The following is a 23,992-nucleotide window of genomic DNA, read 5'->3' as shown; positions in this document are numbered from 1 at the left end:
ATAGTAGGCCTTTCTCCCGTGACCCCACGTGCCTATGGTCGTGTCTATGACCACTCCTCTTCCCATCGCACCGCTCGACGACCCCGAGTCGCTCGCCGAGCTGATCGGTGACTGCCGCAAGATGGCCGAGCACTGGGAGGTCCCCGCGGAGAGGGAGTCCGCGCGGGTCAGCCCGGCGAGTCTGCACGGGATCACGGTGCCGGCCGCGTCGTCGCACGTCGTCGAGGGCATGGCCGACTTCGCCGACTGATCGGAACCGCGAGGCGCTCCGGCCCGTCCAAGTGGCGTCCCCCGGTCGAAGGACCGGGACGTCATCAGTTGTACGCAGCTGAGCGGAGCCCAGGGAGCCATCGTGGAGAGCGAGCAGACGCGACCGCGCCGCCGGCACAGGTCACCGTGGGTGACGTCGACGGTCGCCGTCGCCGTGCTGGCCGCCGGAGGCGGCGGCGCCTACTGGGCCTCGTCCGACGCAGGGGGCATTGCCCCGCGCGCCTCGGGCGGCAGCGGGGACGCTACGCCGGAACCGCTGGAACTCGACGGCGCCACCGGCGGCACCGGCGCCGAACTCACCGTCCGCGGCGATCTGCCCGACGGCCCGTCGTCCGCGGCGGTGCAGCGCCCGGGCAGCGTGTCGCGTGCCGCGGTGGAGCGGCTGGCACGGGCCCTGGGAGTGCCCGGCACGGTGAAGTCCGACCACGGCGCCTGGAAGGCCGGAGGCACGCCGGACGGCGGCGGCCCGGTGCTCCGGGTGAACAGGGACGCCCCGGGCACCTGGGCGTACTCGTACTACGGCGGCAAGCCCCGCACGAGCCGCGCGCCGGCCCAGGACGACCTCGCGGTGCCGGCGGCGGAGGCACTGCGCAGGGCGGCGCCGGTCTTCGCGGCGCTGGGGCTGAAGGGCGCACGGACGGACGCGAGCGAGGTCTCGGGCGTGCTGCGCACGGTCACCGCGGACCCGCGGGTGGCGGGGCTGCCGACGCACGGCTGGCGCTCGGCCCTGCAGGTCGCCTCCGACGGGCTGCTGGTCACTGGGCACGGCATGATGGCGCCGCTGACCAGGGGCGACACCTATCCGGTGGGGTCGGCGAAGGAGGCGCTGAAGCTGCTGGAGCGCCCCGGGACGGGCGGTGACCTGGGGATCGGCGACTGCCCCACCGTGGTGCCGAAGCCGTCCCGGGCGCCCGGCGAGGACCCGACGCTGCCGCAGGTGCTGCCCTGCGTGCCGGGCGCGCACCGGCAGATGGAGGTGCGGAAGGCCGAGTTCGGCCTGTCGGCGCAGTTCGTGGCCGGGCGGCAGACGCTGGTGCCGTCCTGGCTCTTCGAGGTGGTGCAGGAGGGCGTGACGCGCCCCTCGGTGCTCGCCCAGCCCGCGGTGGACCCGGCGTACCTGCGGGACGCGAAGGCCTCCCCCGCGCCCTCGGGGACGGCGGCGCCGGCCGCCTCCACGGCGAAGGTCGAGTCGTACCGCGCCGAGGGCACGGAGCTGACACTGCGCTTCTGGGGCGGGGTCTGCAGTGACTACACCGCCTCGGCCGACGAGTCCGGCGCGGTGGTGAAGGTGAAGGTCACGGTGGTGCAGAAGGATCCAGGCAAGGCCTGCATCATGATCGCCGAGCGGTTCTCCCGCACGGTGCGGCTCGACACACCGCTGGGCGACCGCAGGGTCGTCGACCTGTCCGACGGCAGCACGGTGCCCCGTAAGTAGCCCGCACACGCGCCCGGCGGCCGCCGCCAAGAGCGTCAGGACATGCCGAAGGCGGCGGGCACCTGGGGTGCCCGCCGCCTTCGTGCGGCGCTCAGTGGAACGAGTCGCCGCAGGCGCAGGAGCCGGTGGCGTTCGGGTTGTCGATCGTGAAGCCCTGCTTCTCGATCGTGTCGACGAAGTCGATGGAGGCGCCGCCGAGGTACGGGGCGCTCATGCGGTCGGTGACCACCTTGACGCCGCCGAAGTCCTTCACGACGTCGCCGTCGAGCGAACGCTCGTCGAAGAACAGCTGGTAGCGCAGGCCGGAGCAACCGCCCGGCTGGACGGCGACGCGCAGCGCGAGGTCGTCGCGGCCCTCCTGCTCGAGCAGGTTCTTGACCTTCGAGGCCGCCGCGTCGGACAGGAGGATGCCCTCGCTCTGGCTGGTCTCGTCCTGAACCGTCATCTGATCCACTCCCGGGTTGTACGGATGCTGCCACAACGGTGAACCGGTGGCCGCCCGGATTCATTCCTCCGGGTCCGATGGGTCTTCGCGTCATCCATGCTCGCACACCGGGCCCTCGCGGGTAATGCGTCACATTGACACGAGGGCCATCGTCATTCTGACGCGAACGGGTTATGATAGATAGCGTCAAACAGACGAAAAGGTTTGCGTCGCAGTTCCGCAGAGAAAGGGCTCCGGGCCCGTGACCACCACATCCGAACCGCTGGACGTCCAGCCGACCCCGCTCGCCCTGCTCCTCCTGGGGCGCGAGTCCGACCCACGCAGCGAGCGCGGCGTCGACTGTCCCGGCGACCTGCCCGCCCCCTCGGACCCGGATCTCGTGGAGCGCGCCCGCGCCGCGAAGGCCAAGCTCGGCGAGAAGGTCTTCGTCCTGGGCCACCACTACCAGCGCGACGAGGTCATCCAGTTCGCCGACGTCACCGGTGACTCCTTCAAGCTGGCCCGTGACGCCGCCGCCCGCCCCGAGGCCGAGTACATCGTCTTCTGCGGTGTGCACTTCATGGCCGAGTCCGCGGACATCCTGACCTCCGACGCCCAGCAGGTCGTCCTCCCCGACCTGGCGGCCGGCTGCTCCATGGCCGACATGGCCACCGCCGAGCAGGTCGCCGAGTGCTGGGACGTGCTCACCGAGGCGGGCGTCGCCGGCGTCACCGTGCCCGTCTCCTACATGAACTCCTCCGCCGACATCAAAGCCTTCACGGGCCGGCACGGCGGCACCATCTGCACCTCCAGCAACGCCAAGCGCGCCCTGGAGTGGGCGTTCGAGCAGGGCGAGAAGGTGCTGTTCCTGCCCGACCAGCACCTCGGCCGCAACACCGCGGTCCGGGAGATGGGCTTCTCCCTGGAGGACTGCATCGTCTACAACCCGCACAAGCCGAACGGCGGGGTCACCGCCGAGCAGCTGCGCGACGCGAAGATGATCCTGTGGCGCGGCCACTGCTCGGTGCACGGCCGCTTCTCGCTGGAGTCGGTGGAGGACGTGCGGGCCCGCATCCCCGGCGTCAACGTCCTGGTGCACCCCGAGTGCAAGCACGAGGTCGTCAGCGCGGCCGACCACGTCGGTTCGACCGAGTACATCATCAAGGCCCTGGAGGCGGCCCCGGCCGGCTCGTCCTGGGCGATCGGCACCGAGCTCAACCTGGTGCGCAGGCTCGCCAAGGCGCACCCGGACAAGCAGATCGTCTTCCTCGACAAGACCGTGTGCTTCTGCTCGACGATGAACCGGATCGACCTGCCGCACCTGGTGTGGGCGCTGGAGTCGCTGGCCGACGGCAAGGTCGTCAACCGCATCCAGGTCGACCGGGAGACCGAGCACTTCGCCAAGCTGGCGCTGGAGCGGATGCTCGCCCTGCCGTAGGGGCAGGATGGGCGCATGATCCTGCGCCCGTTGCACGACACCGACGAGGACGCCGCGGCGATCGCGCTGGTGGCCGCCGCCGCGTTCGGCGCCTCGCGCGCGCTGCGCGGCGGCGGCCCGCCCGAGGAGACACCCCCGGAGCGGGCCGCTCTGCTGCGGCGGCGCAACCGGTACCTGGCGCGCACCGATCCCGGTGGCTGCTGGCTGGCCGTCGACGAGACCTCCGGCATGCCGCTGGGCGTGTCGATGTCGACGCGCCGCGAGGGGACATGGGGGCTCTCCCTGTTCGCCGTCCTGCCCTCCGCGCAGCGGCAGGGGGTCGGCCGCGAACTGCTCGCCGCCGCCCTCGCGTACGGGCGCGGCTGCCTGCGCGGCATCATCTGCAGCTCCGCCGACCCCCGGGCGGCGGCGACCTACCGGCGGGCGGGCTTCGCGCTGCACCCGGCGATGCGCCTGGAGGGCGCGGTCCGCAAGGGCGACCTGCCGGCCCCGGACGGCGCGGTGCACGAGGGCTCGGCCAAGCACCGCGACCTGATGGACTCCGTGGACCGCCGCACCCGGGGCGGCGCGCACGGCCCCGACCACGACCAACTGCTCACCGAGTGCCCCCTGTTGGTCGTGGACGACCTCGCCGGCAGCGGCTACTGCTACGTCGACGTGGACGGCCGCATACGGCTGCTGGCCGCGACCTCGCGCCGGCTGGCGTCCCGGCTGCTCACCGCCGCGCTGCTGAGCCTGCCCGAGGGCACCACGGCACGGGTGCCCAACCTGACGGCGGAACAGCAGTGGGCGGTGGACGTAGGGTTGACGGCCGGGCTGGAGCTCGGCACATCCGGATGGGTCTGCCTGCGAGGGATGCGTCCGCCCGAGCCGTACATCCCCTCGGGATTCTTCCTGTAGACGGGGCGGGGCCCGGGGCGTTCACGAACGCCCCGGGCCCCGCCGCCGATCCACGCCGGGTCTCAGACCCCGGCCAGCTCCGGCTCCTTGCGCGTCTCCCCGTCGCCCGGGCCGCCGGCCCTGGACGCCCGCTTCAGCGCCTTGCGCTTGGCGCGGCGTTCCTTGCGGATCTCGACCATCGTGTAGAGGGTCGGGACGAGCAGCAGGGTCAGCAGCGTCGAGGTGAGCAGACCGCCGATGACGACCACGGCCAGCGGCTGGGCGATGAAGCCGCCCTCGCCCGTCACCCCGAGAGCCATCGGGAGCAGGGCGAAGATGGTCGCCAGCGCGGTCATCAGGATCGGCCGCAGACGGTGCCGGCCACCCTCGATGACGGCCTCCACCACGCCGTACCCCTGGGCGCGGTACTGGTTGATGAGGTCCATCAGCACGATCGCGTTGGTCACGACGATGCCGATGAGCATCAGCATGCCGATCAGCGCCGGAACGCCCATCGGGGTGCCGGTGACCAGCAGCAGGCCGATCGCGCCGGTCGCGGCGAACGGGATCGACACCAGCAGCACCATCGGCTGGATCAGGCTGCGGAAGGTGCCGACCAGCAGCATGAAGACGATGGCGATCGCGGCGAGCATCGCGAGCCCGAGCGCCAGGAAGGCGTCGTCCTGGTCGGAGGAGACACCGCCGATCTCGGCCGTGGCGCCCTTGGGCAGCTTCAGCGACTTGATCTTCGCCTGCAGCGCCGCGCTCACCGCGCCGGTGTTGTCACCGGTCGGCTTGGCCGTGATCGTCGCGGCGCGGGCCCCGTCGATCCGGGTCTTCTGCACCGGGCCGGGGGCCTCGACGACCTCGGCGACCTTGGCGAGCTTCACCGGTCCCGCGGGGGTGGCGATGGTGAGGGCCTTGAGCTCGGCGACCGTGCCGGCCTTCTGCTCCGAGAGCACCCGCACGTCGCGCTCGGTGTCGTCCAGCACCGCGGTGCCGACGGTCGTACCGCGCACGGCCTGGGTGACGGCGGCGCCGATGGTGGCGTCGTTCAGGCCGTAGCGGGCGGCCTCGGCCTGCTTGGCGTGGACCTCGATGCGCGGCACGCTCTGCGCGAGGTCGCTGGTGACGTCGGTGACGTCGTCCAGTCCGGCGACGGCGTCGCGGACCTGGGCGCTGGCCTTGGCCAGGGTGCCGGCGTCCGCGGCCTTGACCACGACCGACAGGTTCTGGCTGCCGAAGCCGCCGCCGGCGGAGACCGAGGTCGTGCCGGCGCCGTCGAGGGTCTTCAGGCCGGCGCGGATCTCGTCGAGGGCGCCGGCGCTGTCGTCGGCGTCCTTCAGCTTCACCTGGAAGCTGGCCTGGTTGGCGCCGGTGCCGCCGCCGAATGCCGCCAGGAAGCCGGAGGAACCGACGGTGACCTGGTAGTCCTGGACCTGGTCGATGCCCTCCAGGAGCTTCTCGACCTTGCGGGCCGCCGCGTCGGAGGCCGCGAGGCTGGTGCCCGGCGGGAGTTCCTGCTTGACGGTCAGGGTGTCCTGGTCGCCCTGGTCGAAGAAGTTGGTCTTGAGCATCGGGGCGAGGCCGAAGGTGCCCAGCAGGACCGCGACGGCGATCACGATGCTGGTGACGCGGCGCCGAGTGGCGAAGCGCAGCACCGGCACGTACAGCCGCTGCAGCAGGCTGCGGGCCTCCTGCTCCTCGGCCCTGCGCCGGATCTCGTCCGGGTCCACGGTGCCCGCGTCGGCCGGGGGCTTGAGGAACCAGAACGAGAGCACCGGGACGACCGTCAGCGACACCAGCAGCGAGGCGAGCAGCGCCGCGGCCACGGTCAGCGAGAACGAGCCGAACAGGGCGCCCACCATGCCGCCGACCAGGCCGATCGGCACGAAGACGGCGACGGTGGTGAGGGTGGAGGCGGTGACCGCGCCGGCCACCTCGCGCACCGCGGCGACGATCGCGGACTGCTTCTCCTCACCGTAGGCGAGGTGCCGCTTGATGTTCTCCAGCACCACGATCGAGTCGTCGACGACCCGGCCGATGGCGATGGTCAGCGCGCCCAGGGTGAGCATGTTGAGCGACAGACCGCGGGTCCACAGCACGATCAGGGTGAGCACCACGGAGAGCGGGATGGAGACCGCGGTCACCAGGGTCGAGCGCAGCGACGCCAGGAAGACCAGGATGATCACGACCGCGAAGAGCAGGCCGAGCAGGCCCTCGGTGGTCAGTCCGTCGATGGACTTGGAGACGGCCGGGCCCTGGTCGCTGACGACGGTGAGTTCGGCGCCCTTGCCGAGGTCGCGCTCGAGGTCGGCCAGCTTGTCCTTGACGGCCGAGGAGATCGCGACGGCGCTGCCGTCCCGGTCCATGGTGACGGCGACACCAAGGCTGGGCTCGCCGTCGGTGCGGGTGATGGAGTCGGCGGCGTCGGGGCGCTCCGCGACGGTGGCGACGTCCCCGAGGCGGACGGGCTTGGGGGACGCGGGGATCCGCAGGTCCTCGATCTCCCGCACCGAGGCGTACTCGCCGCCGACCTGGACGGTGCGGCTCTTGCCGCTGTCGTCGAAGGAGCCGGCCGGGACGGCGTGGCCGCCGGCCTGCAGCGCCTGCACGAGGGCGGCGCCGCCGAGCTTGCGGGCGGCGAGCTCGCCGTCGTCGGGGGTGACGGTGACGATCCGGTCCTGGACGCCGGTGACGGTCACCTGGCCGACGCCGTCGATGTCCTGCAGCACCGGGACGACCGAGCGGTCGAGCGCGTCGGCCAGTGCCTGCTGGTCCATGCCGCTGGAGGTGGCGGCGAGGACGACGGTCGGGATGTCGTCCGTCGAGCCGGCCACGACCTGCGGGTCGGCGTCCTCCGGCAGCCGCGAGGAGACGCGGTTCACGGCCTGCTGGACGTTGGCCACCAGCTTGTCGCTGTCGATGCCGTAGTCGAACCGGGCCATGATCACGGCAGCGCCCTCGCTGGCCGTGGACGTGATGCCGGTGATGCCGTCGACGCCCTTGACGCCGTTTTCGATCGGCTCGACGACCTGCTTCTCGACGACGTCGGGGGACGCGCCCGGGTAGGCCGTGATCACCGACACCATGGGCAGGTCGATGGAGGGCAGCAGCTGCTGCTTGAGGGACGGTATCGCGATGGCGCCGAAGCCGATGGCGACCACCGCCATCAGCGCGACCAGGCTGCGCTGGGCGAGGCTGAATCGGGACAGCCAGGACATCGTGGTGCGGTCTCTTCTCTGTGCTCAGAGTGCTCGGATGGTCTCGGGTTGCGGACTTTTGTCAGCCCACGCCACTTTCTCCTGCCGCGGAGGGTGGTTTCCTCAGCCCGAGGTCGTGATTGCCCGCGGGGGCGTACTGCGGATGCGGTACGCGCCGGTCGTACTCAGCGCGGGGCGGCCCGCACCAGACCCGACTCGTACGCGGCGACGACCAGCTGCGCGCGGTCGCGGGCGCCGAGTTTGGCCATGGTGCGGTTGACGTGCGTCTTGACGGTGAGGGGGCTCACCCCGAGCCGTTCGGCGATCTCGTCGTTCGGCAGCCCCATCGCCACCTCGACCAGCACCTCGCGCTCGCGGGCGGTCAGGGCGTCCAGGTCGGGGGCCGCCGGTCCGCCCTCCGAGGGCAGCGGGCGCTGCCCTCCGCTCTGTGCCAGGAACTGGGCGATCAGGCTCTTCGTCGCCGAGGGCGACAGCAGCGCGTCGCCCGCGGCGACGGTGCGGATCGCGGAAAGCAGCTCGTCCGGCTCCGCGCCCTTGCCGAGGAATCCGGCGGCGCCGGCGCGGATCGCCTGGGCGACGTACTCGTCGGCCTCGAAGGTCGTCAGGACGAGGACCGCCACATGGGTCAGGTCCTCGGCCGCGGTGATCTCGCGGGTGGCGGCCAGGCCGTCCGTGCCCGGCATGCGGATGTCCATCAGGACGACGTCCGCGCCGGTGCCGCGGGCCAGGGCGACGGCCTCGGCGCCGTCCGAGGCCTCCCCGACGACCTCCATGTCGGGCTCGGACTCCACGAGCACGCGGAACGCGCCCCGCAGCAGCGCCTGGTCGTCCGCGAGCAGCACCCTGATCATGCGGGGATTCTCCCATCCCCCGCCGGGCCGGCCGGCCGGGCGGGGGCCGTGAGCGGCAGGCGGGCGTGGACGCGGAAGCCGCCCTGGGTGCGCGGGCCGGCCTCGCAGGTGCCGCCGAGGGCCGCGGCGCGCTCGCGCATGCCGATCAGGCCGTGCCCGCCGCCCGCGGTACCCGGGGCCTGCGGGCTGCCGCCGCGGTCGACCACGGTGACCTCCAGTTCCGCGGCGCCGCGCGCGATGCGGATCTCGGCACGGGCGCCCGGCCCGGCGTGCTTGTGGACGTTGGTGAGCGACTCCTGGATGACCCGGTAGGCGGTGAGGTCCACGCTCGCGGGAAGCGTGCCGGGGTCCTCCTCGACGACCTCCACCGGCAGCCCGGCCCGGCGGAAGCCGTCGACGAGCTGGTCCAGCACGCCGAGGCCGGGCGCCGGTTCCATGGGGGCGGCGGGATCCCCGGACTGCCGCAGCAGGCCGACGGTCGCACGGAGCTCGTCGAGCGCGGAACGGCTCGCCTCGCGGACGTGCGCGAGGGCCTGCTTCGCCTGGTCGGGGCGGCTGTCCATGATGTGGGCGGCGACGCCCGCCTGCACGTTGACCAGGGCGATGTGGTGGGCGACCACGTCGTGCAGCTCCCGGGCGATCCGCATCCGCTCCTCGGCGACGCGGCGCTTGGCCTCCTCCTCCCGGGTGCGCTCGGCCCGCTCGGCGCGCTCCTCGACGGCGGCGACGTACGCACGGCGGTTGCGGGTGGCCTCACCGGCGGCGGCGGCCATGCCGCTCCACGCGAACAGGGCGATGTTCTCGGCGGAGTACCAGGGCCGGGCCCCGAAGAGCATGGCGATCGCGGGCAGCAGGAGGCAGGTCGCCAGGCCCAGCCGGAAGGTGGTGGTGCGGTCGGTGTGCGTGGAGGCGGAGAAGAGCGCGACGACCACGGTGGCGGCCACCGGCGCGCGGCCCTCCCCGGTCGCGGTGAGCAGGTACACCACGGTGACCGCGCCGGTGAAGGCGAGGACGCCCAGCGGACTGCGCCGGCGCAGCAGCAGCGCGGCGGAGCCGACGACGGCCAGCAGGATGTCCGGGGCCGAGGCGTCGTACCGCTCGGTGTGCGGCCCGATGAACATGTTGCCGAGGATCACCGCGAGGACGGCCAGCGCCAGCCCGGCGTCGAGGGCGATGGGGTGGGCCTGCGGCCACAGCCTGGCCCGGTCCCTCATGGATCGATGGTGCACGCTCATCAACGGTACGGGTCCCCCACGGACGGCCGTGCCCCGGCCCGGTGCGGTACCGGGCCGGGGCACGTCGGCGAGTGCGCTGGTCTGCGAGGTGTCAGCCGGGGATGAGGCCTTCGTCCCCGAGCAGTTCCCGGACCTCCTCCAAGGTGGCGTCCGAGGCCGGCAGGATCAGCTGGGACGGCTCCAGGGAGTCGTCCGGCAGCGGTGTGCCGAGCCGCCGGACGGCGTCGAGGAGCGCGGTGAGCGTGCGCCGGAACCCGGCCTCGTCACCGCTCTCCATCTCCGCCAGGAGCTCGTCGTCGAGCTTGTCGAGTTCGGCGAGGTGGCTCTCGTCCACCGTCACCTGGCCCTCGCCCATGATCCGTACGATCACGACGCCCTCCTCCGGGGTGTCTACTGCTTGTCGAACCGGGGCTGGTCCTGGGGCTGCGACTGGGTCTGTCCCTGCTGCTGCCCGCCCTCGATGGCCTGCTGCGGGGAGCCGCCGGCCAGCTCGGCCTTCATGCGCTGCAGCTCCAGCTCGACGTCGCTGCCGCCGGAGAGGCGGTCGAGCTCGGCCTGGATGTCGTCCTTGGCGATCCCGGTCGGGTCGTCGAGGGCGCCGGAGGCCAGCAGCTCGTCCAGGGCGCCGGCCCGGGCGCGCAGCTGCTCGGTCTTGTCCTCGGCCCGCTGGATCGCCAGGCCGACGTCGCCCATCTCCTCGGAGATGCCGGAGAAGGCCTCGCCGATCTGGGTCTGGGCCTTGGCCGCGCTGTAGGTGGCCTTGATGGTCTCCTTCTTGGTGCGGAAGGCGTCCACCTTGGCCTGCAGCCGCTGGGCGGCGAGGGTGAGCTTCTCCTCCTCGCCCTGCAGCGTCTGGTGCTGCGTCTCCAGGTCGGTGACCTGCTGCTGGAGGGCGGCACGGCGCGACAGAGCCTCGCGGGCCAGGTCCTCCCGGCCCAGGGCGAGCGCCTTGCGGCCCTGGTCCTCGTACTTCGCGGACTGCTGCTGCAGCTGATTCAGCTGCAGCTCCAGGCGCTTGCGCGAGGTGGCGACGTCCGCGACACCGCGGCGCACCTTCTGCAGCAGCTCCAGCTGTTTCTGGTACGAGTAGTCGAGCGTCTCGCGCGGATCCTCGGCCCGGTCAAGGGCCTTGTTGGCCTTCGCGCGGAAGATCATCCCCATCCGCTTCATGACACCGCTCATGGGCCTCGCGCGCCCCCTTCATTCAGCTCGCCAGCACACCTCTACAGACCCCACAGTACGGGCCCTGGTTCCATTACCCCACTGTTCTGTTGCGGATGCGCTCATCCTTAGGAACGATCACAGTTCGATGACCTCAGGCCCAGGGAGTAGGTGAGGGGCTGGGGGTCTCGTCGGCGAGCACGTAACCTTGGAGTCGTGTTCCGACGTCGTTCCCAAACCGAGCAGACCGTGTCCACCACTGTGGTGGAGGACCGGCAGCCCCGCGACCCGCAGGCTCCCAAGGGCCGCCCCACCCCCAAACGCAGCGATGCCCAGACGCAGCGTCGCAAGGCGGTGACCGCACCCACCGACCGCAAGGCCGCCACCAAGCAGGCCCGTGAGGCCAGGCGCGCCGACCTCGCCAAGCAGCGCGAAGCGCTGATGAACGGCGACGAGCGCTACCTGCCCGCCCGTGACAAGGGCCCGGTGCGCAAGTTCGCCCGCGACTACGTGGACTCGCGCTTCCGTGTGGCGGAGTTCTTCCTGCCGCTGGCCGTGGTCATCCTCGTGCTCAGCATGCTCAGGAACCCGGCTCTGCAGAACATCTCCCTGCTGCTGTGGCTCGTGGTGATCGTGCTGATCGTCGTCGACTCGGCCGTCAGCGGCCTGCTGCTCCGCCGCGAGCTGGCGAAGCGCTTCCCGGACAAGCCCACCAAGGGCGCCGTGGCCTACGCCCTCATGCGGACCCTCCAGATGCGCCGACTGCGCCTGCCGAAGCCGCAGGTCAAGCGCGGCACCAAGCTCTGAGCGGGAACGGCGGGTTCGCCGCCGCCGCGGGCCCGTGGCTGGAGCGGCTGGGCGGACTCCGGAACACCGTGCGCCAGGAGCTCGTCGCGCGCCAGCTCGACGAGCAGATCACCGCGCGCTTCCCCGTGGGGCGCCGGCTCAGGATCCTCGACGTCGGCCCCGGCCAGGGCACCCAGGCGCTGCGGCTGGCCCGCGCGGGTCACCTGGTCACCGGCCTGGAGGCGGACGCCGAGATGGCGGCCGTCCTGCGCGAGGCGGTGGCCGCCGAGCCCGAGGGCATACGCGAGCGGATCACCCTCGTCGAGGGCGACGGCCGGGAGACCGGCCGCCACTTCGGGCCCGGCAGCTTCGACGTGGTGCTCTGCCACGGCGTGCTGATGTACGTGCCCGAGCCGGACGCCATGGTCGCCGCGCTCGCCCGCGTGCTGGCCCCCGGCGGGCTGCTGTCGCTGCTGGTGCGCAACGCCGACGCCCTGGCGATGCGGCCCGCGCTGCAGGGCGACTGGGCCGACGCGCTGGCGGCCTTCGGCGGCGACACGTACACCAACCGGCTGGGGCTGCCCGCCCGCGCCGACCGGCGGGCGGACCTGACGACGACGCTCAGCGCCATCGGCGCGCCGCTGCACGCCTGGTACGGGGTGCGGGTCTTCACCGACACGGCGCCGGACGAGGCCGTGGAGGTGCCGGAGGAGCTGCTGACCGCCGAGGAGCTGGCCGGGCGCACCGATCCCTACCGGGGAGTCGCGGCACTGCTGCATCTGTGCGGCGTACGGAGCTGATCGGGGCGGGATACCCGGGACGGAGCGCCGCGAACGCGACACTTCGGTCATGCGCGATTCCAAGCCGAACCGATGGCGGCCGCCGGCGGCACTGCGGACGGCGGCCCTGCTGCTGGCCGTCGCGTGCTGCGGGAGCCTGGCCGCCGGATGCACGGAGGACTCCCCCTCACCCGGCGCGGCGTCCTCCGCGCCCGCGCCCGTCTCCGCCTCCGAGCTGGCCGGCGCCCGCGATCTGGAGCGCTCCTACCAGCAGGTGGTCAAGGCGGTGCTGCCGTCCGTCGTCCAGATCAACACGTCCGAGGGACTGGGCTCCGGCATCGTCTACGACACCAAGGGCCACATCGTCACCAACGCCCATGTCGTCGGCAGCGCCGACACCTTCGAGGTCACCCTCGCCAACAGCGACACCCTCCACAAGGGCCGGCTCGTGGCCGCCTATCCCGAGCAGGACCTCGCCGTCATCGAGCTGGAGGACCCGCCGGACGGGCTGCGCGCGGCGGCCTTCGGGCGGTCCCGCGACGTCCAGGTCGGGCAGATCGTGCTCGCCATGGGCAGCCCGCTCGGCCTGAACAGCAGCGTCACGCAGGGCATCGTCTCGGCCGTAGGCCGTACGGTCAGCGAGACCGGGGCCGAGGGCGGCACCGGCGCCACCCTGGCCGACATGGTGCAGACCTCGGCGCCCATCAACCCGGGCAACAGCGGCGGCGCGCTGGTCAACCTCTCCGGCCAGGTCATCGGCATCCCGACGCTCGCGGCGCTCAACCCCACCATGGGCGACTCCTCCGCGCCGGGCATCGGCTTCGCCATCCCGGCGGCGACCGTCACCCGCATCGCGGACCAGATCATCGAGCACGGCAGGGTCGTCGACTCCGGCCGCGCGGCGCTGGGCATCGCCGGGCGCACCGTGCTCGACGAGAACTTCCAGCCCGCCGGGGTGGGCGTCGTCGAGGTCACCAGGGGCGGGGCGGCCGAGAAGGCCGGCATCAGGCCGGGGGACGTCATCACCGGGGTCGGGGACGACGACATCACCACGCTGCAGTCGCTGTCCGAGGCCCTGGTGCAGCACGCGCCCGGCGACACCGTGGACGTCACCTTCCAGCGCGGCGGCACCCAGAAGACCGTCAAGGTCACGCTGGGGCAGCTCCAGTAGTGCCGGGTGCCCGGCAGGGGGCCGGGGTCGTGGGACGTCCCACGACCCCGCCCCGGCGGCCGGCTTTCCCGGCCGCCGCGGCACGGCGGCTACTCGTCGGCGTGCAGGCTCATCGGGCCGTAGATCTTCGTGCTGTCCTCGAAGAGGTGGACCTGGTCGGCGCCGCCCTGGAGGAGGTCCTTCCAGACCTCGCCGATCCATGACTCGGCGTCACCTTGCGTGGTGAACTCCTCGGGCTCGACCGCGGGGGTGACCTCCGTGCCGTCGGTCTTCTCGAAACGCCACGTCCACGCCATGTCCGTCTCCTCGTCCCTGGGGGTGCCTGCCCGGCAGCGTAGCGTGCGCGGACGCGAGAGGATCTGCACGTGGAACTGACTCTCCTCGGCACCGGGGGCCCCGACGGCCTGCCCCTCCCCGGCTGCCCGTGCGCCGCGTGCGAGACGGCGGTGGGCGACGACGCGCGGGCGGCGACCTCGCTGCTCGTGGACGGGGTGCTGCTGCTCGACCTGACGCCCGGTCTCGCTTTCGCGGCGGCGCGTTCCGGTCACTCGCTCGCCGGGGTGCGCCAGGTGCTGCTGTCGCACCCGCACGACGGGCCGGCCGTGGAGATCCCGGCGGGGCTGCCCGCGCCGGGCCGGGTGGCGCCCGGGCAGGAGATCGCGCTGCCGACCGGCCACCGGGCGCGGGCGGTCCCGGTCGACGCGCCCGGCTCCGGGTACGAGGTGACGGGACCCGGGGGCGAGCGGCTGCTGTACCTGCCGCCCGAGTGCGCGCCCGCGGGGCTGCCGGAGGCCGTGGAGCCGTACCGGGCGGTGCTGCTGGACGCGGTGGGCCGGCCGGACGCGCTGGCGCGGCTGCGCGCGGCCGGCGCGGTCGGGAGCACCACCGACGTGGTCGCCGTCCACCTGGACCACCGCGTCCACCCGGGGCCGGAACTGCGGCGCCGGCTGGCCGCGCTCGGCGCACGCGCGGTGCCGGACGGCACGACGCTGACGGTCGGCGACATCCACGACGTACCCGATGTGCCGCGGCGCACGCTCGTGCTGGGCGGCGCGCGGTCGGGCAAGTCGGTGGAGGCGGAGCGCAGGCTGTCGGCCTTCCCCGACGTGGTGTATGTGGCCACCGGCGGGATCCGGGGCGGCGACCCGGAGTGGGCGGAGCGGGTGGCGCTGCACCGGGAGCGGCGCCCGCAGTCCTGGCGGACGGTGGAGACCTGCGACCTGCTGCCGCTGCTGGCCGAGGCGGACGGGCCGGCGCTGCTGATCGACTGCCTGTCGCTGTGGCTGACGCACGCCATGGACGAGCTCGGCGCGTGGGACGACGGCGCGTGGGCGGGGGGCGCCGAGCGCGAACTGCGGCGCCGTGTCGGGGAACTGACCGCGGCCTGGCGCGCGACCCGCCGTACGGTCGTGGCGGTCAGCAACGAGGTCGGCTCCGGGGTCGTCCCGGCCACGGCCAGCGGGCGCAGGTTCCGGGACGAGCTGGGACGGCTGAACGTCGCGCTGGCCGACGAGTCAGAGCACGTGGTGCTGGTGGTCGCGGGACAGGCACTGCCGCTGCGGGGCTGACCTCGGCGCGCGGCCCCTCGGACCGGTAGTGTTCGACCCCGTGAGCGGCCTGAACCTTGATGACTTCGCGACCCTGGTGGAGCGTCCGGACGCCGGTGTGCGCCGTGACGCCCGCGATCGCTGGCAGCGGCTGGTGCGTCCGGCGAGCGCGCTGGGCGGGCTGGCCGAGCTCGCCGACTGGCTTTCGGCGGCCCAGGGCGTGGCGACCGTACGCCCGATCGAGCACCCCAAGGCGGTGCTCTTCGCCGCGGACCACGGGGTGGCGGCGCTGAAGGTGTCGGCCCGCACCGAGGGCACCGCGGTGGAGCTGGTGCGACGGGTCCTGGACGGGGCCTCGCCGGTCAATGTGCTGGCCCGTCAGTACGGCGCGGGGGTCCGGGTGGTGGACGTGGGCGTGGACGCCCCGGCCGAGGACCTGCCCGCCGACGTGACGGCGCACCGGGTGCGGCGCGGTTCCGGCCGGATCGACGTGGAGGACGCGCTGACGGCCGAGGAGGCCGAGGCGGCGTTCCGGGCGGGTATGGCGGTCGCGGACGAGGAGGCGGACTCCGGCACGGACCTGGTGCTCCTCGGCGACCTGAGCGTCGGCGGCACCACGGTGGCCGGGGTGCTGGTCGCGGCGTTGTGCGGTACGGACGCCTCGGTGGTGACCGGCCGCGGTTCGGGCATCGACGACATCGCCTGGATGCGCAAGTGCGCGGCGATCCGCGACGCGTTGCGCCGGGCCCGGCCCGTGCTGGGCGACCAGCTGGAGCTGCTGGCGGCGGTCGGCGGCGCGGACGTGGCGGCGATCACCGGTTTCCTGCTGCAGGCCTCGGTGCGGAAGCTGCCGGTGGTGCTGGACGGCGTGGTGTCGGCGGCGTGCGCGCTGGTCGCGCAGCGCATCGCCTTCCGTGCGCCGGACTGGTGGCTGGCCGGGCAGGCCAGCGGTGAGCCCGGTCAGGTCAAGGCGCTGGACCGGCTGTCCATCGAGCCGCTGCTGGACCAGAAGGTGACGGCGGGTGAGGGCACCGGCGCGCTGCTGGCGCTGCCTCTGCTGAAGGCGGCGGCCGCCCTGTCGGCGGAGCTGCCGGAACGTTTCTGACGCATCACTAAACGTGCCGTTCCCATAGGATCCGGACTTATGGGAACGGCCGTCTCGGTCCGGCGTGAGCGCTGCGCGGTGTTCACCGTCGGGTATCTGCGCGTGGTCGGTGTGGTCGACCTGCTGGGTGCGGTGTGGGTGTCCCTCGACAACGACATCCGGCGGCACGACGTCGACGAGTACTTCACGCCGTACCTGCTGACCGCCGGGTACACCCCCGCCTTCCTCGCGCTCTTCCTGGCGGTCACGATGCGCCGCAGGAAGCGCGCGGCCTGGCTGCTCAACCTCGTCCTCGCCGGGCTCTACCTGCTGTTCCTGGCCGCTGCGACGGCCGTGCCCGAGGTCCGCGGCCACCCGCAGAACTGGGTGTCGCTGGGGATCACCGCCGCCTTCTGCGCCGCGCTGCTCGCCGGGCGCCGCGCGTTCCGCGCCAAGGGCGACCCCGCCAACCCCCGGCTGGCCGCCGCGGTCGCCGTCGGCGGTGTCGCGGCCGGCGGGCTGCTCGCCGCCGGGCTGGTCACCGTCACCGACACCGGGCACGGCTCCACCTTCGGCGAGCGGTACGCGTACGCCATGCTCCGTGTGGTCTCGCTGGCGAACGCCGCGGACTCCTTCCCCGGGCTCTCGGCCCCGGGGTGGGTCGACGTCGTCATCAACGCCCTGAGCGCGGTGCTGTTCCTGCTGGTGCTGTACGCGGCGTTCCGCTCGCCGCGCGGCCGCGAACTGCTGGGCCCGCAGGACGAGATGCGGCTGCGCGCCCTGCTGGACCGGCACGGCGAGCGGGACTCGCTCGGCTACTTCGCGCTGCGCCGCGACAAGAGCGTGGTCTGGTCGCCCTCGGGCAAGTCGGCGATCGCCTACCGCGTCGTCGGCGGGGTGTCCCTCGCCTCCGGCGACCCGATCGGCGACCCGGAGGCCTGGCCCGGGGCGATCGGGGCCTGGCTCGCCGAGGCCCGCGAGCACGCCTGGGTCCCGGCGGTGGTGGGGGCCGGAGAGGAGGGCGGCACGGTGTACGCCCGGCACGGGCTGGACGCCCTGGAACTCGGCGACGAGGCGGTCGTGGAGGTCGCCGACTTCACCCTGGAGGGCCGCGCGATGCGCACCGTGCGGCAGGCGCACCACCGGATCGGGCGCGCCGGGTACACCGTCCGCGTACGGCGGCACGAGGACGTCCCGGAGCGGGAGATGGCGGCCCTGGTGGAGCGCGCGGACCGCTGGCGCTACGGGCAGACCGAGCGGGGCTTCTCCATGGCGCTGGGACGTCTCGGCGACCCGGCGGACGGCCGCTGCGTCATGGTGGAGTGCGCGGACGAGGGGGGCGAGCCGCGGGCGCTGCTCAGCTTCGTGCCGTGGGGGCGGCACGGGCTGTCGCTGGACCTGATGCGCCGCGACCGGGACTCCGACAACGGGCTGGTGGAGTTCATGGTGATCGAACTGATCCGGCGCGCGGAGGAGTTCGGCGTCGAGCGGCTCTCGCTCAACTTCGCCGTGTTCCGGTCGGTCTTCGAGCGCGGGGCGAGACTGGGCGCCGGACCGGTGCTGCGGATGTGGCGGGCGCTGCTGACCTTCTTCTCCCGGTGGTGGCAGATCGAGTCGCTGTACCGCGCCAACGCCAAGTACCGGCCCGTCTGGGAACCGCGTTTCCTGCTCTTCGAGAAGGGCGGCGAACTCCCGCGCATCGGCCTGGCGAGCGCTCGCGCCGAGGGGTTCCTCGCCGCGCCCAGGATGCCCTCGGCCCGGCGGTGAGCGGGCCCGGGCGCGAGCGTGCGGGGTGGTCGCGGGGCTGTCCGGCCGCCGTCCCGCTCAGCGTTCGGTGAAGCCGCCGAGCCAGTCCTGGAGCCGCCTCAGCGGTCCCGCCCAGCGTGCGTCGTGGCGGGCGGCCCGGGCCTCGGCCCGCTGGGCCGCCCGGGGCCTGCGGGAGTAGAGCCGCTCGGCCCACAGCGAGTCGGGGCGCGCCAGCCGGAGCGCGGCGAACAGCGCGACGAAGGGCACGAAGACGCCGAGGACGGCGGAGCGCAGCTTGCCCTTGACGAGGGCGAGGAGGACGAACAGGAAGTTGACGGCGATGGTGAGGATCACCGAGACGCGGCTCTGCTGCTCGTCCGGGGTCACCGAGTCGACGCCGAAGGGGACCAGGCCGAGGAGCATCATCAGGACGACGGAGAAGGTGACGACGACGGCCTCCACGCTCTTGCGGCCGCGATCGCTCCAGTACACGTCGTCGAGGTAGAGCACGAGCGCGAACTCGTCGAGCACCAGGCCCGCTCCGGCGCCGAACAGGACCGCGGACAGGCCGGCGCCGAAGCCCTGTGAGGAACTGGCGACGCCCCCGAAGCCGCCGATCGTCATGAGGATGATCCCGGGCACCACGTGGTGGATGTGGGTGCCGCCGGAGGAGATGTTGCGGAAGGGGCCCCTGCCGGCCCGGATGAGACGGGTGATCATCCGCGTGACCAGGAAGGTCAGCACGAACGCGCCCAGCGCGAGGAGCAGCGGCAGCTTTCCCGGCTCGATGATGTTGCGGTACCACCAGTCGCTCATGCCGATTGCTCCAGATTCGCCCCGTATGCGGCACTATACGGTTCCACCCCGGCGGTTACCCTGCACGCCATGACCGCCGGCCCCGCCCCCGACCCCGCGCCCGACCCCGCGCCCCTTGCCGCTTCCCCGGCCGCGACCGCGGCCGAGGGACTGCGCTTCGCCTTCGGCACGCTGACGGTGCTGCGGGTCCACGTCGGCCGCTGGGACCGCCCGGCGGCCCGCGCCGGGATGCTCTGGGCGCCGCCGGTCGGGCTGGTCGTGGGGCTGTGCGCGGCGGCGGCCGGCGGACTGCTGCTGCTCCTCGGCTCGGGGCCGCTGCCCGCCGCGGTCGCGAGCGCCGCCGTTCCGGCCGCACTGACGCGCGGGCTGCACCTGGACGGGCTGGCCGACACCGCGGACGGACTGGGCAGCGGAAAGCCCGCCGAGGACGCGCTGCGCATCATGAAGCAGTCCGACATCGGGCCCTTCGGGGTGCTCACCCTGGTCCTCGTCCTGCTGGCGCAGGTCGCCGTGCTCGCCGAGCTGTACGGCGAGTCCTGGACCCGGGGCGCGGTGGCCGCCGCCCTGGCGGGGCTCACCTCGCGCGCCGCGATGACGCTGGCCTGCCGCGACGGTGTGCCGCCGGCCCGGCCCGGGGGGCTCGGCGCGGCCGTGGCGGGCGTCGTCCCCGTCCGTACCGCCTGGGCGCTCGCCGCGCTGACGGTGGTGGTCTGCGCGGCCTGCGGGACCGCCTTCGGCGCGCCGGACGCGGTGCGCTGCGCGGCGGCCGCGGTGCTGGCGCTGGCCGCGGCGGAACTGCTGCTCCGGCGGTGCCGCCGACGTCTGGGCGGCGTCACCGGTGACGTCTTCGGCGCGTTGTGCGAGACCGCGGCGACGACCTCGCTGCTGGTGCTGACCCTGGGCTGAGCGCCGCGCGACGACCGCGCCGCGGCGTCGGCGGATGCCCCAACTCCCGCCGGGCGAAGGGGTGTCGGGCACCCTCGGGGGGTGCCGCGCGGACGCGCCCCCCTAGGGAAAACCCGCGCCTTCGCGGTCATGGGCGCAGGTCGTGGTCGCAAGTGACAGGAGTGAGCGTAAGGTCGGTCCTGCACCCCGTTCCGTGCCGCGAAGGACGCCCGGCATCGGGACACGAGGGGAGCCGGACGGAGTCCGGCGTCAAGTATTGGACCCCCGAAGGAACAGGATCCGCATCACCGTGACTGCACTGACTCTCAGCACCTCCTCCGCGGCAGCGCTGCGCGCTGACGCCGTCGTCGTCGGCGTGACCAAGGGCGCCAAGGGCCCCGAGGTCGCCGCCGGGGCGGAGGCGGTGGACCAGGCCTTCGCCGGGCGGCTCGCCGCGACGCTCGAGACGCTGGGCGCCTCGGGCGCTGAGGGTGAGGTGACCAAGCTCCCCGCTCCGGACGGCCTGAAGTCCCCGGTCGTGCTGGCGGTCGGGCTCGGCGAGGCCCCCGCCGACGGCGCCGCGTACAACACCGAGGCGCTGCGCAAGGCCGCCGGTGCCGCCGCCCGCGCACTGTCCGGGTCGAAGAAGGCCGCCTACGCGCTCCCGGTGCAGAACGCGGACGCCGCGCAGGCCGTCGCCGAGGGCGCGCTGCTCGGCGCCTACGTGTACACCGCCTACCAGTCCTCCAACGGCAAGGCGCCGCTCGCCGAGGTCGCCCTGCTCGGCGCGAAGCCGCGGGACAAGGCGTACAAGGCCGCCGCCGAGCGGGCCGCCGTCATCGCGGCCGAGGTCAACCGCGCGCGTGACCTGATCAACATGCCGCCGAACGACCTCCACCCGAAGTCCTTCGCCGCCCTCGCGCAGGAGGCCGCCAAGGAGCACGGCCTCAAGATCGAGGTCCTGGACGAGAAGGCCCTGGTCAAGGGCGGCTACGGCGGCATCATGGGCGTCGGGCAGGGCTCGGCGAACCCGCCCCGCCTGGTGAAGATCGCCTACACGGGCGCCAAGGGCCGGGGCGCCAAGCACCTGGCGCTGGTCGGCAAGGGCATCACCTACGACTCGGGCGGCATCTCCCTGAAGCCGGCCGGCCACAACGAGACCATGAAGTGCGACATGAGCGGCGCCGCCGCGGTGCTGTCCACCGTGGTCGCCGCCGCGCGCCTGGGCCTGCCCGTCAACGTCACCGGGTGGCTGGCGCTCGCCGAGAACATGCCCTCGGGCAGCGCCGCCCGCCCCGGCGACGTGCTGAAGATGTACAGCGGCAAGACCGTCGAGGTGCTCAACACCGACGCCGAGGGCCGTCTGGTGATGGCCGACGCCCTCACCCGCGCCTCGGAGGAGAAGCCCGACGCGATCATCGACGTGGCCACCCTGACCGGCGCCATGGTGCTGGCGCTCGGCAACCGCATCTTCGGCGTCATGGCCAACGACGACGCCTTCCGCACCGCGCTGCACGAGACCGCGACCGAGGTCGGCGAGCAGTCCTGGCCGATGCCGCTCCCGGCCGACCTGCGCAAGGCGATGGACTCCCCCACCGCCGACATCGCGAACATGGGCGAGCGCATGGGCGGCGGCCTGGCGGCCGGCCTGTTCCTGAAGGAGTTCGTCGGCGAGGGCATCACCTGGGCCCACCTGGACATCGCGGGCCCCGCCTTCAACGAGTCCGGCCCCTTCGGCTACACCCCCAAGGGCGGCACCGGCTCCGCCATCCGCACCCTGGTGCGCGTGGCCGAGAAGGCCGGCGAGGGCGAGCTGCTCTGACCGCGGTGTAAGCCTCGGCACATTCCGTACGGCCCCGGGTATGGCATCCGGGGCCGTACGCGTTCGCCAAGAGCGAGCAAAGAGTGCAACCACTCCGTATTCCGTGGGGGATACCGGCGAGTAGCACCGGCCGGGGACGTTCCGTACGTCTCAGACACCGGCCCGGTGCCTCGTCCGCCCCGAACAAGTGCGAAGATGTTGTCTCGGCACGACAGGGCCCCGTTTAACAGAAGCGGCCGAACAAAAGCCGCCGCCCGGTCACGACGGACCGGCTCCGGCGTATCCATGCATGGAGGACGTGACGTGGCGAACGACGCCAGCACCGTTTTCGACCTAGTGATCCTCGGTGGCGGTAGCGGCGGCTACGCCGCGGCCCTGCGCGCGGCGCAGCTCGGTCTGGACGTCGCCCTGATCGAGAAGGACAAGCTCGGCGGCACCTGCCTGCACCGCGGCTGCATCCCCACAAAGGCTCTGCTGCACGCCGGTGAGATCGCGGACCAGGCCCGCGAGGCCGAGCAGTTCGGTGTCAAGGCCACTTTCGAGGGCATCGACATCGCCGGGGTCCACAAGTACAAGGACGACGTGATCTCGGGCCTCTACAAGGGCCTGCAGGGCCTGGTGGCCTCCCGCAAGGTCACCTACGTGACCGGCGAGGGCCGGCTCTCCTCCCCGACCTCCGTGGACGTCAACGGCCAGCGCTACACCGGCCGGCACGTCCTGCTGGCGACCGGCTCCGTGCCGAAGTCGCTGCCCGGCCTGGCCATCGACGGCGACCGCATCATCTCCTCCGACCACGCGCTGGTCCTGGACCGCGTGCCGAAGTCGGCGATCATCCTCGGCGGCGGTGTCATCGGCGTCGAGTTCGCCTCGGCGTGGAAGTCCTTCGGCGCCGACATCACCATCGTCGAGGGCCTGCCGCACCTCGTGCCGGCCGAGGACGAGAACAGCTCCAAGCTGCTGGAGCGTGCCTTCCGCAAGCGGGGCATCAAGTTCAACCTCGGCACCTTCTTCTCCAAGGCCGAGTACACCGCCGACGGCGTCAAGGTCACCCTGGCCGACGGCAAGGAGTTCGAGGCCGAGGTCCTGCTCGTGGCCGTCGGCCGCGGCCCGGTCTCCCAGGGCCTGGGCTACGAGGAGGCCGGGGTCGCCATGGACCGCGGCTACGTCCTCGCCGACGAGTACATGCGCACCAACGTGCCCACCATCTCCGCTGTCGGTGACCTCGTCCCGACCCTGCAGCTGGCCCACGTCGGCTTCGCCGAGGGCATCCTCGTCGCGGAGCGGCTGGCCGGTCTGAAGACCGTGCCGATCGACTACGACGGCGTGCCGCGCGTCACGTACTGCCACCCCGAGGTCGCCTCCGTGGGCATCTCCGAGGCCAAGGCCAAGGAGCTGTACGGCGCGGACAAGGTCGTCACCCTGAAGTACAACCTGGCGGGCAACGGCAAGAGCAAGATCCTCAAGACCGCGGGCGAGATCAAGCTCGTCCAGGTCCGCGACGGTGCGGTGGTCGGCGTCCACATGGTCGGTGACCGCATGGGCGAGCAGGTCGGCGAGGCCCAGCTGGTCTACAACTGGGAGGCCCTGCCCGCGGAGGTCGCGCAGCTCATCCACGCGCACCCCACGCAGAGCGAGGCCCTCGGCGAGGCCCACCTCGCGCTGGCCGGCAAGCCGCTGCACTCGCACGACTGACACACGGACACGCAGAACCATCCGCACAGATCGTTAGGAGCAACCGAAACCATGGCGGTTTCCGTAACCCTGCCGGCGCTCGGCGAGAGCGTGTCCGAGGGCACCGTCACACGCTGGCTCAAGGCCGAAGGTGAGCGCGTAGAGGCCGACGAGCCGCTGCTCGAGGTGTCGACCGACAAGGTCGACACCGAGATCCCGGCGCCCGCCTCCGGCATCCTCTCCTCCATCAAGGTGGCCGAGGACGAGACGGTGGAGGTCGGCGCCGAGCTGGCCGTCATCGACGACGGCACGGGTGCCCCCGCTGCCGCCCCCGCCCCGGCCGCCGCCGAGGCGCCCGCGCCGGCTCCGGTGCAGGAGGCCCCCGCCCCCGCGCCGGCTCCCGTCGCCGAGGCTCCCGCCGCCGCCCCCGCCCCGGCCGGCGGTGCCGAGGGCACCCCGGTGCTGCTGCCGGCACTGGGCGAGTCGGTGACCGAGGGCACCGTCACCCGCTGGCTGAAGTCGGTCGGCGAGAGCGTTGACGCCGACGAGCCGCTGCTCGAGGTCTCCACCGACAAGGTCGACACCGAGATCCCGTCGCCGGTCGCCGGCACCCTGCTGGAGATCCTCGTCGGTGAGGACGAGACCGCCGAGGTCGGCGCCAAGCTCGCCGTCATCGGTGCCGCCGGTGCCGCTCCCGCCGCCGCCCCGGCCCCGGCCGCCCCCGCGCCGGCCGCCGCTCCGGCCCCGGCGGCTCCCGCAGCACCGGCC

The 23,992-nt window shown here is 73.1% G+C and carries 22 protein-coding genes; 14 read left to right on the top strand and 8 right to left on the bottom strand.

Features of this window, described 5'->3' with window-relative positions; genetic code table 11:
* The first annotated feature begins 46 nt into the window (after window positions 1–46).
* Both PV342_RS30880 and PV342_RS30875 read left to right on the top strand, forming a co-directional pair.
* Entirely contained in the window at window positions 47–250 is a 204-nt protein-coding gene (locus PV342_RS30880; RefSeq protein WP_361012239.1) for a hypothetical protein, read from the top strand.
* 102 nt (window positions 251–352) lie between these two features.
* Window positions 353–1,705, top strand: coding sequence for a hypothetical protein (locus PV342_RS30875; RefSeq protein WP_500319542.1), 1,353 nt, complete (start codon window positions 353–355; stop codon window positions 1,703–1,705).
* Window positions 1,706–1,796: 91 nt separating this feature from the next.
* Here the strand turns inward: PV342_RS30875 and PV342_RS30870 are convergent, their stop codons facing one another.
* Entirely contained in the window at window positions 1,797–2,150 is a 354-nt protein-coding gene (locus PV342_RS30870; RefSeq protein WP_018557026.1) for a HesB/IscA family protein, read from the bottom strand.
* A 241-nt stretch (window positions 2,151–2,391) separates the two neighbouring features.
* Here PV342_RS30870 and nadA point away from each other — a divergent pair, with 241 nt between their 5' ends.
* Together nadA and PV342_RS30860 are read left to right on the top strand one after the other, a co-directional pair.
* Entirely contained in the window at window positions 2,392–3,567 is a 1,176-nt protein-coding gene (gene nadA, locus PV342_RS30865) for a quinolinate synthase NadA (protein ID WP_361012233.1), read from the top strand.
* Window positions 3,568–3,582: 15 nt separating this feature from the next.
* Window positions 3,583–4,467, top strand: a complete 885-nt coding sequence (locus PV342_RS30860; protein ID WP_400809540.1) for a GNAT family N-acetyltransferase — start codon at window positions 3,583–3,585, stop codon at window positions 4,465–4,467.
* A gap of 62 nt (window positions 4,468–4,529) precedes the next feature.
* Here the strand turns inward: PV342_RS30860 and PV342_RS30855 are convergent, their stop codons facing one another.
* The 5 genes from PV342_RS30855 to PV342_RS30835 form a co-directional block, all read right to left on the bottom strand.
* Window positions 4,530–7,670 (bottom strand): efflux RND transporter permease subunit, encoded by a 3,141-nt coding sequence (locus tag PV342_RS30855; protein WP_500319540.1) that lies wholly within the window; start codon window positions 7,668–7,670, stop codon window positions 4,530–4,532.
* 164 nt (window positions 7,671–7,834) lie between these two features.
* Window positions 7,835–8,521 carry a response regulator gene (locus tag PV342_RS30850; RefSeq protein WP_018557022.1) on the bottom strand — a complete coding sequence of 229 codons (687 nt, stop codon included), beginning with the start codon at window positions 8,519–8,521 and terminating at the stop codon, window positions 7,835–7,837.
* Window positions 8,518–9,735 carry a sensor histidine kinase gene (locus PV342_RS30845; protein WP_500319538.1) on the bottom strand — a complete coding sequence of 406 codons (1,218 nt, stop codon included), beginning with the start codon at window positions 9,733–9,735 and terminating at the stop codon, window positions 8,518–8,520. The genes PV342_RS30850 and PV342_RS30845 overlap by 4 nt, the downstream gene beginning before the upstream one ends.
* A 112-nt stretch (window positions 9,736–9,847) precedes the next feature.
* Window positions 9,848–10,126 (bottom strand): PspA-associated protein PspAA, encoded by a 279-nt coding sequence (gene pspAA, locus PV342_RS30840; protein WP_018557020.1) that lies wholly within the window; start codon window positions 10,124–10,126, stop codon window positions 9,848–9,850.
* Between the two features lie 20 nt (window positions 10,127–10,146).
* The gene (locus PV342_RS30835; RefSeq protein ID WP_018557019.1) at window positions 10,147–10,938 is read right to left on the bottom strand and encodes a PspA/IM30 family protein; all 792 of its coding nucleotides are present in this window, start codon (window positions 10,936–10,938) and stop codon (window positions 10,147–10,149) included.
* A gap of 228 nt (window positions 10,939–11,166) precedes the next feature.
* On the opposite strand from PV342_RS30835, the gene PV342_RS30830 reads away from it, so the two are divergent.
* From PV342_RS30830 to PV342_RS30820, 3 genes are read left to right on the top strand one after another with little or no spacing between them, the layout of a single operon-like run.
* Entirely contained in the window at window positions 11,167–11,724 is a 558-nt protein-coding gene (locus PV342_RS30830; protein WP_386989107.1) for a DUF3043 domain-containing protein, read from the top strand.
* A 47-nt stretch (window positions 11,725–11,771) separates the two neighbouring features.
* Complete coding sequence (locus PV342_RS30825; protein ID WP_400802187.1) at window positions 11,772–12,503, top strand: class I SAM-dependent methyltransferase; 732 nt, start codon at window positions 11,772–11,774, stop codon at window positions 12,501–12,503.
* A 49-nt stretch (window positions 12,504–12,552) separates the two neighbouring features.
* A complete protein-coding gene (locus PV342_RS30820; RefSeq protein ID WP_400801898.1) occupies window positions 12,553–13,653 on the top strand; it encodes a S1C family serine protease in 1,101 nt (366 codons plus the stop codon).
* A gap of 89 nt (window positions 13,654–13,742) precedes the next feature.
* Here PV342_RS30820 and PV342_RS30815 read toward each other — a convergent pair whose 3' ends face one another.
* Entirely contained in the window at window positions 13,743–13,949 is a 207-nt protein-coding gene (locus PV342_RS30815; protein WP_018557015.1) for a hypothetical protein, read from the bottom strand.
* Window positions 13,950–14,018: 69 nt separating this feature from the next.
* On the opposite strand from PV342_RS30815, the gene PV342_RS30810 reads away from it, so the two are divergent.
* Genes PV342_RS30810 through PV342_RS30800 form a run of 3 tightly spaced genes read left to right on the top strand, consistent with a single transcriptional unit; the run spans window position 14,019 to window position 18,051 of the window.
* A complete protein-coding gene (locus tag PV342_RS30810) occupies window positions 14,019–15,221 on the top strand; it encodes a bifunctional adenosylcobinamide kinase/adenosylcobinamide-phosphate guanylyltransferase (RefSeq protein ID WP_386989101.1) in 1,203 nt (400 codons plus the stop codon).
* Window positions 15,222–15,261: 40 nt separating this feature from the next.
* Window positions 15,262–16,305 carry a nicotinate-nucleotide--dimethylbenzimidazole phosphoribosyltransferase gene (cobT, locus tag PV342_RS30805; RefSeq protein ID WP_026250609.1) on the top strand — a complete coding sequence of 348 codons (1,044 nt, stop codon included), beginning with the start codon at window positions 15,262–15,264 and terminating at the stop codon, window positions 16,303–16,305.
* Window positions 16,306–16,344: 39 nt separating this feature from the next.
* On the top strand, window positions 16,345–18,051 hold the full coding sequence (locus tag PV342_RS30800) for a phosphatidylglycerol lysyltransferase domain-containing protein (RefSeq protein ID WP_500319535.1): 1,707 nt from the start codon (window positions 16,345–16,347) through the stop codon (window positions 18,049–18,051).
* Window positions 18,052–18,108: 57 nt separating this feature from the next.
* On the opposite strand, the gene PV342_RS30795 is transcribed toward PV342_RS30800, so the two are convergent.
* Window positions 18,109–18,846, bottom strand: a complete 738-nt coding sequence (locus PV342_RS30795; RefSeq protein WP_386989092.1) for a hypothetical protein — start codon at window positions 18,844–18,846, stop codon at window positions 18,109–18,111.
* A gap of 69 nt (window positions 18,847–18,915) precedes the next feature.
* On the opposite strand from PV342_RS30795, the gene PV342_RS30790 reads away from it, so the two are divergent.
* From PV342_RS30790 to PV342_RS30775, 4 genes are all read left to right on the top strand, one after another.
* On the top strand, window positions 18,916–19,752 hold the full coding sequence (locus tag PV342_RS30790; RefSeq protein ID WP_400801903.1) for an adenosylcobinamide-GDP ribazoletransferase: 837 nt from the start codon (window positions 18,916–18,918) through the stop codon (window positions 19,750–19,752).
* 289 nt (window positions 19,753–20,041) lie between these two features.
* The gene (locus PV342_RS30785; protein WP_386989088.1) at window positions 20,042–21,553 is read left to right on the top strand and encodes a leucyl aminopeptidase; all 1,512 of its coding nucleotides are present in this window, start codon (window positions 20,042–20,044) and stop codon (window positions 21,551–21,553) included.
* 303 nt (window positions 21,554–21,856) lie between these two features.
* The gene (gene lpdA / locus PV342_RS30780; RefSeq protein WP_018557008.1) at window positions 21,857–23,245 is read left to right on the top strand and encodes a dihydrolipoyl dehydrogenase; all 1,389 of its coding nucleotides are present in this window, start codon (window positions 21,857–21,859) and stop codon (window positions 23,243–23,245) included.
* 51 nt (window positions 23,246–23,296) lie between these two features.
* The coding region (locus PV342_RS30775; RefSeq protein ID WP_500319533.1) for a biotin/lipoyl-containing protein at window positions 23,297–23,992 on the top strand (696 nt) is incomplete at its 3' end.

Source organism: Streptomyces sp. PA03-3a (genome assembly GCF_033792735.1).
Taxonomy (GTDB): domain Bacteria; phylum Actinomycetota; class Actinomycetes; order Streptomycetales; family Streptomycetaceae; genus Actinacidiphila.
This window is presented reverse-complemented; position numbering and strand designations above follow the sequence as displayed.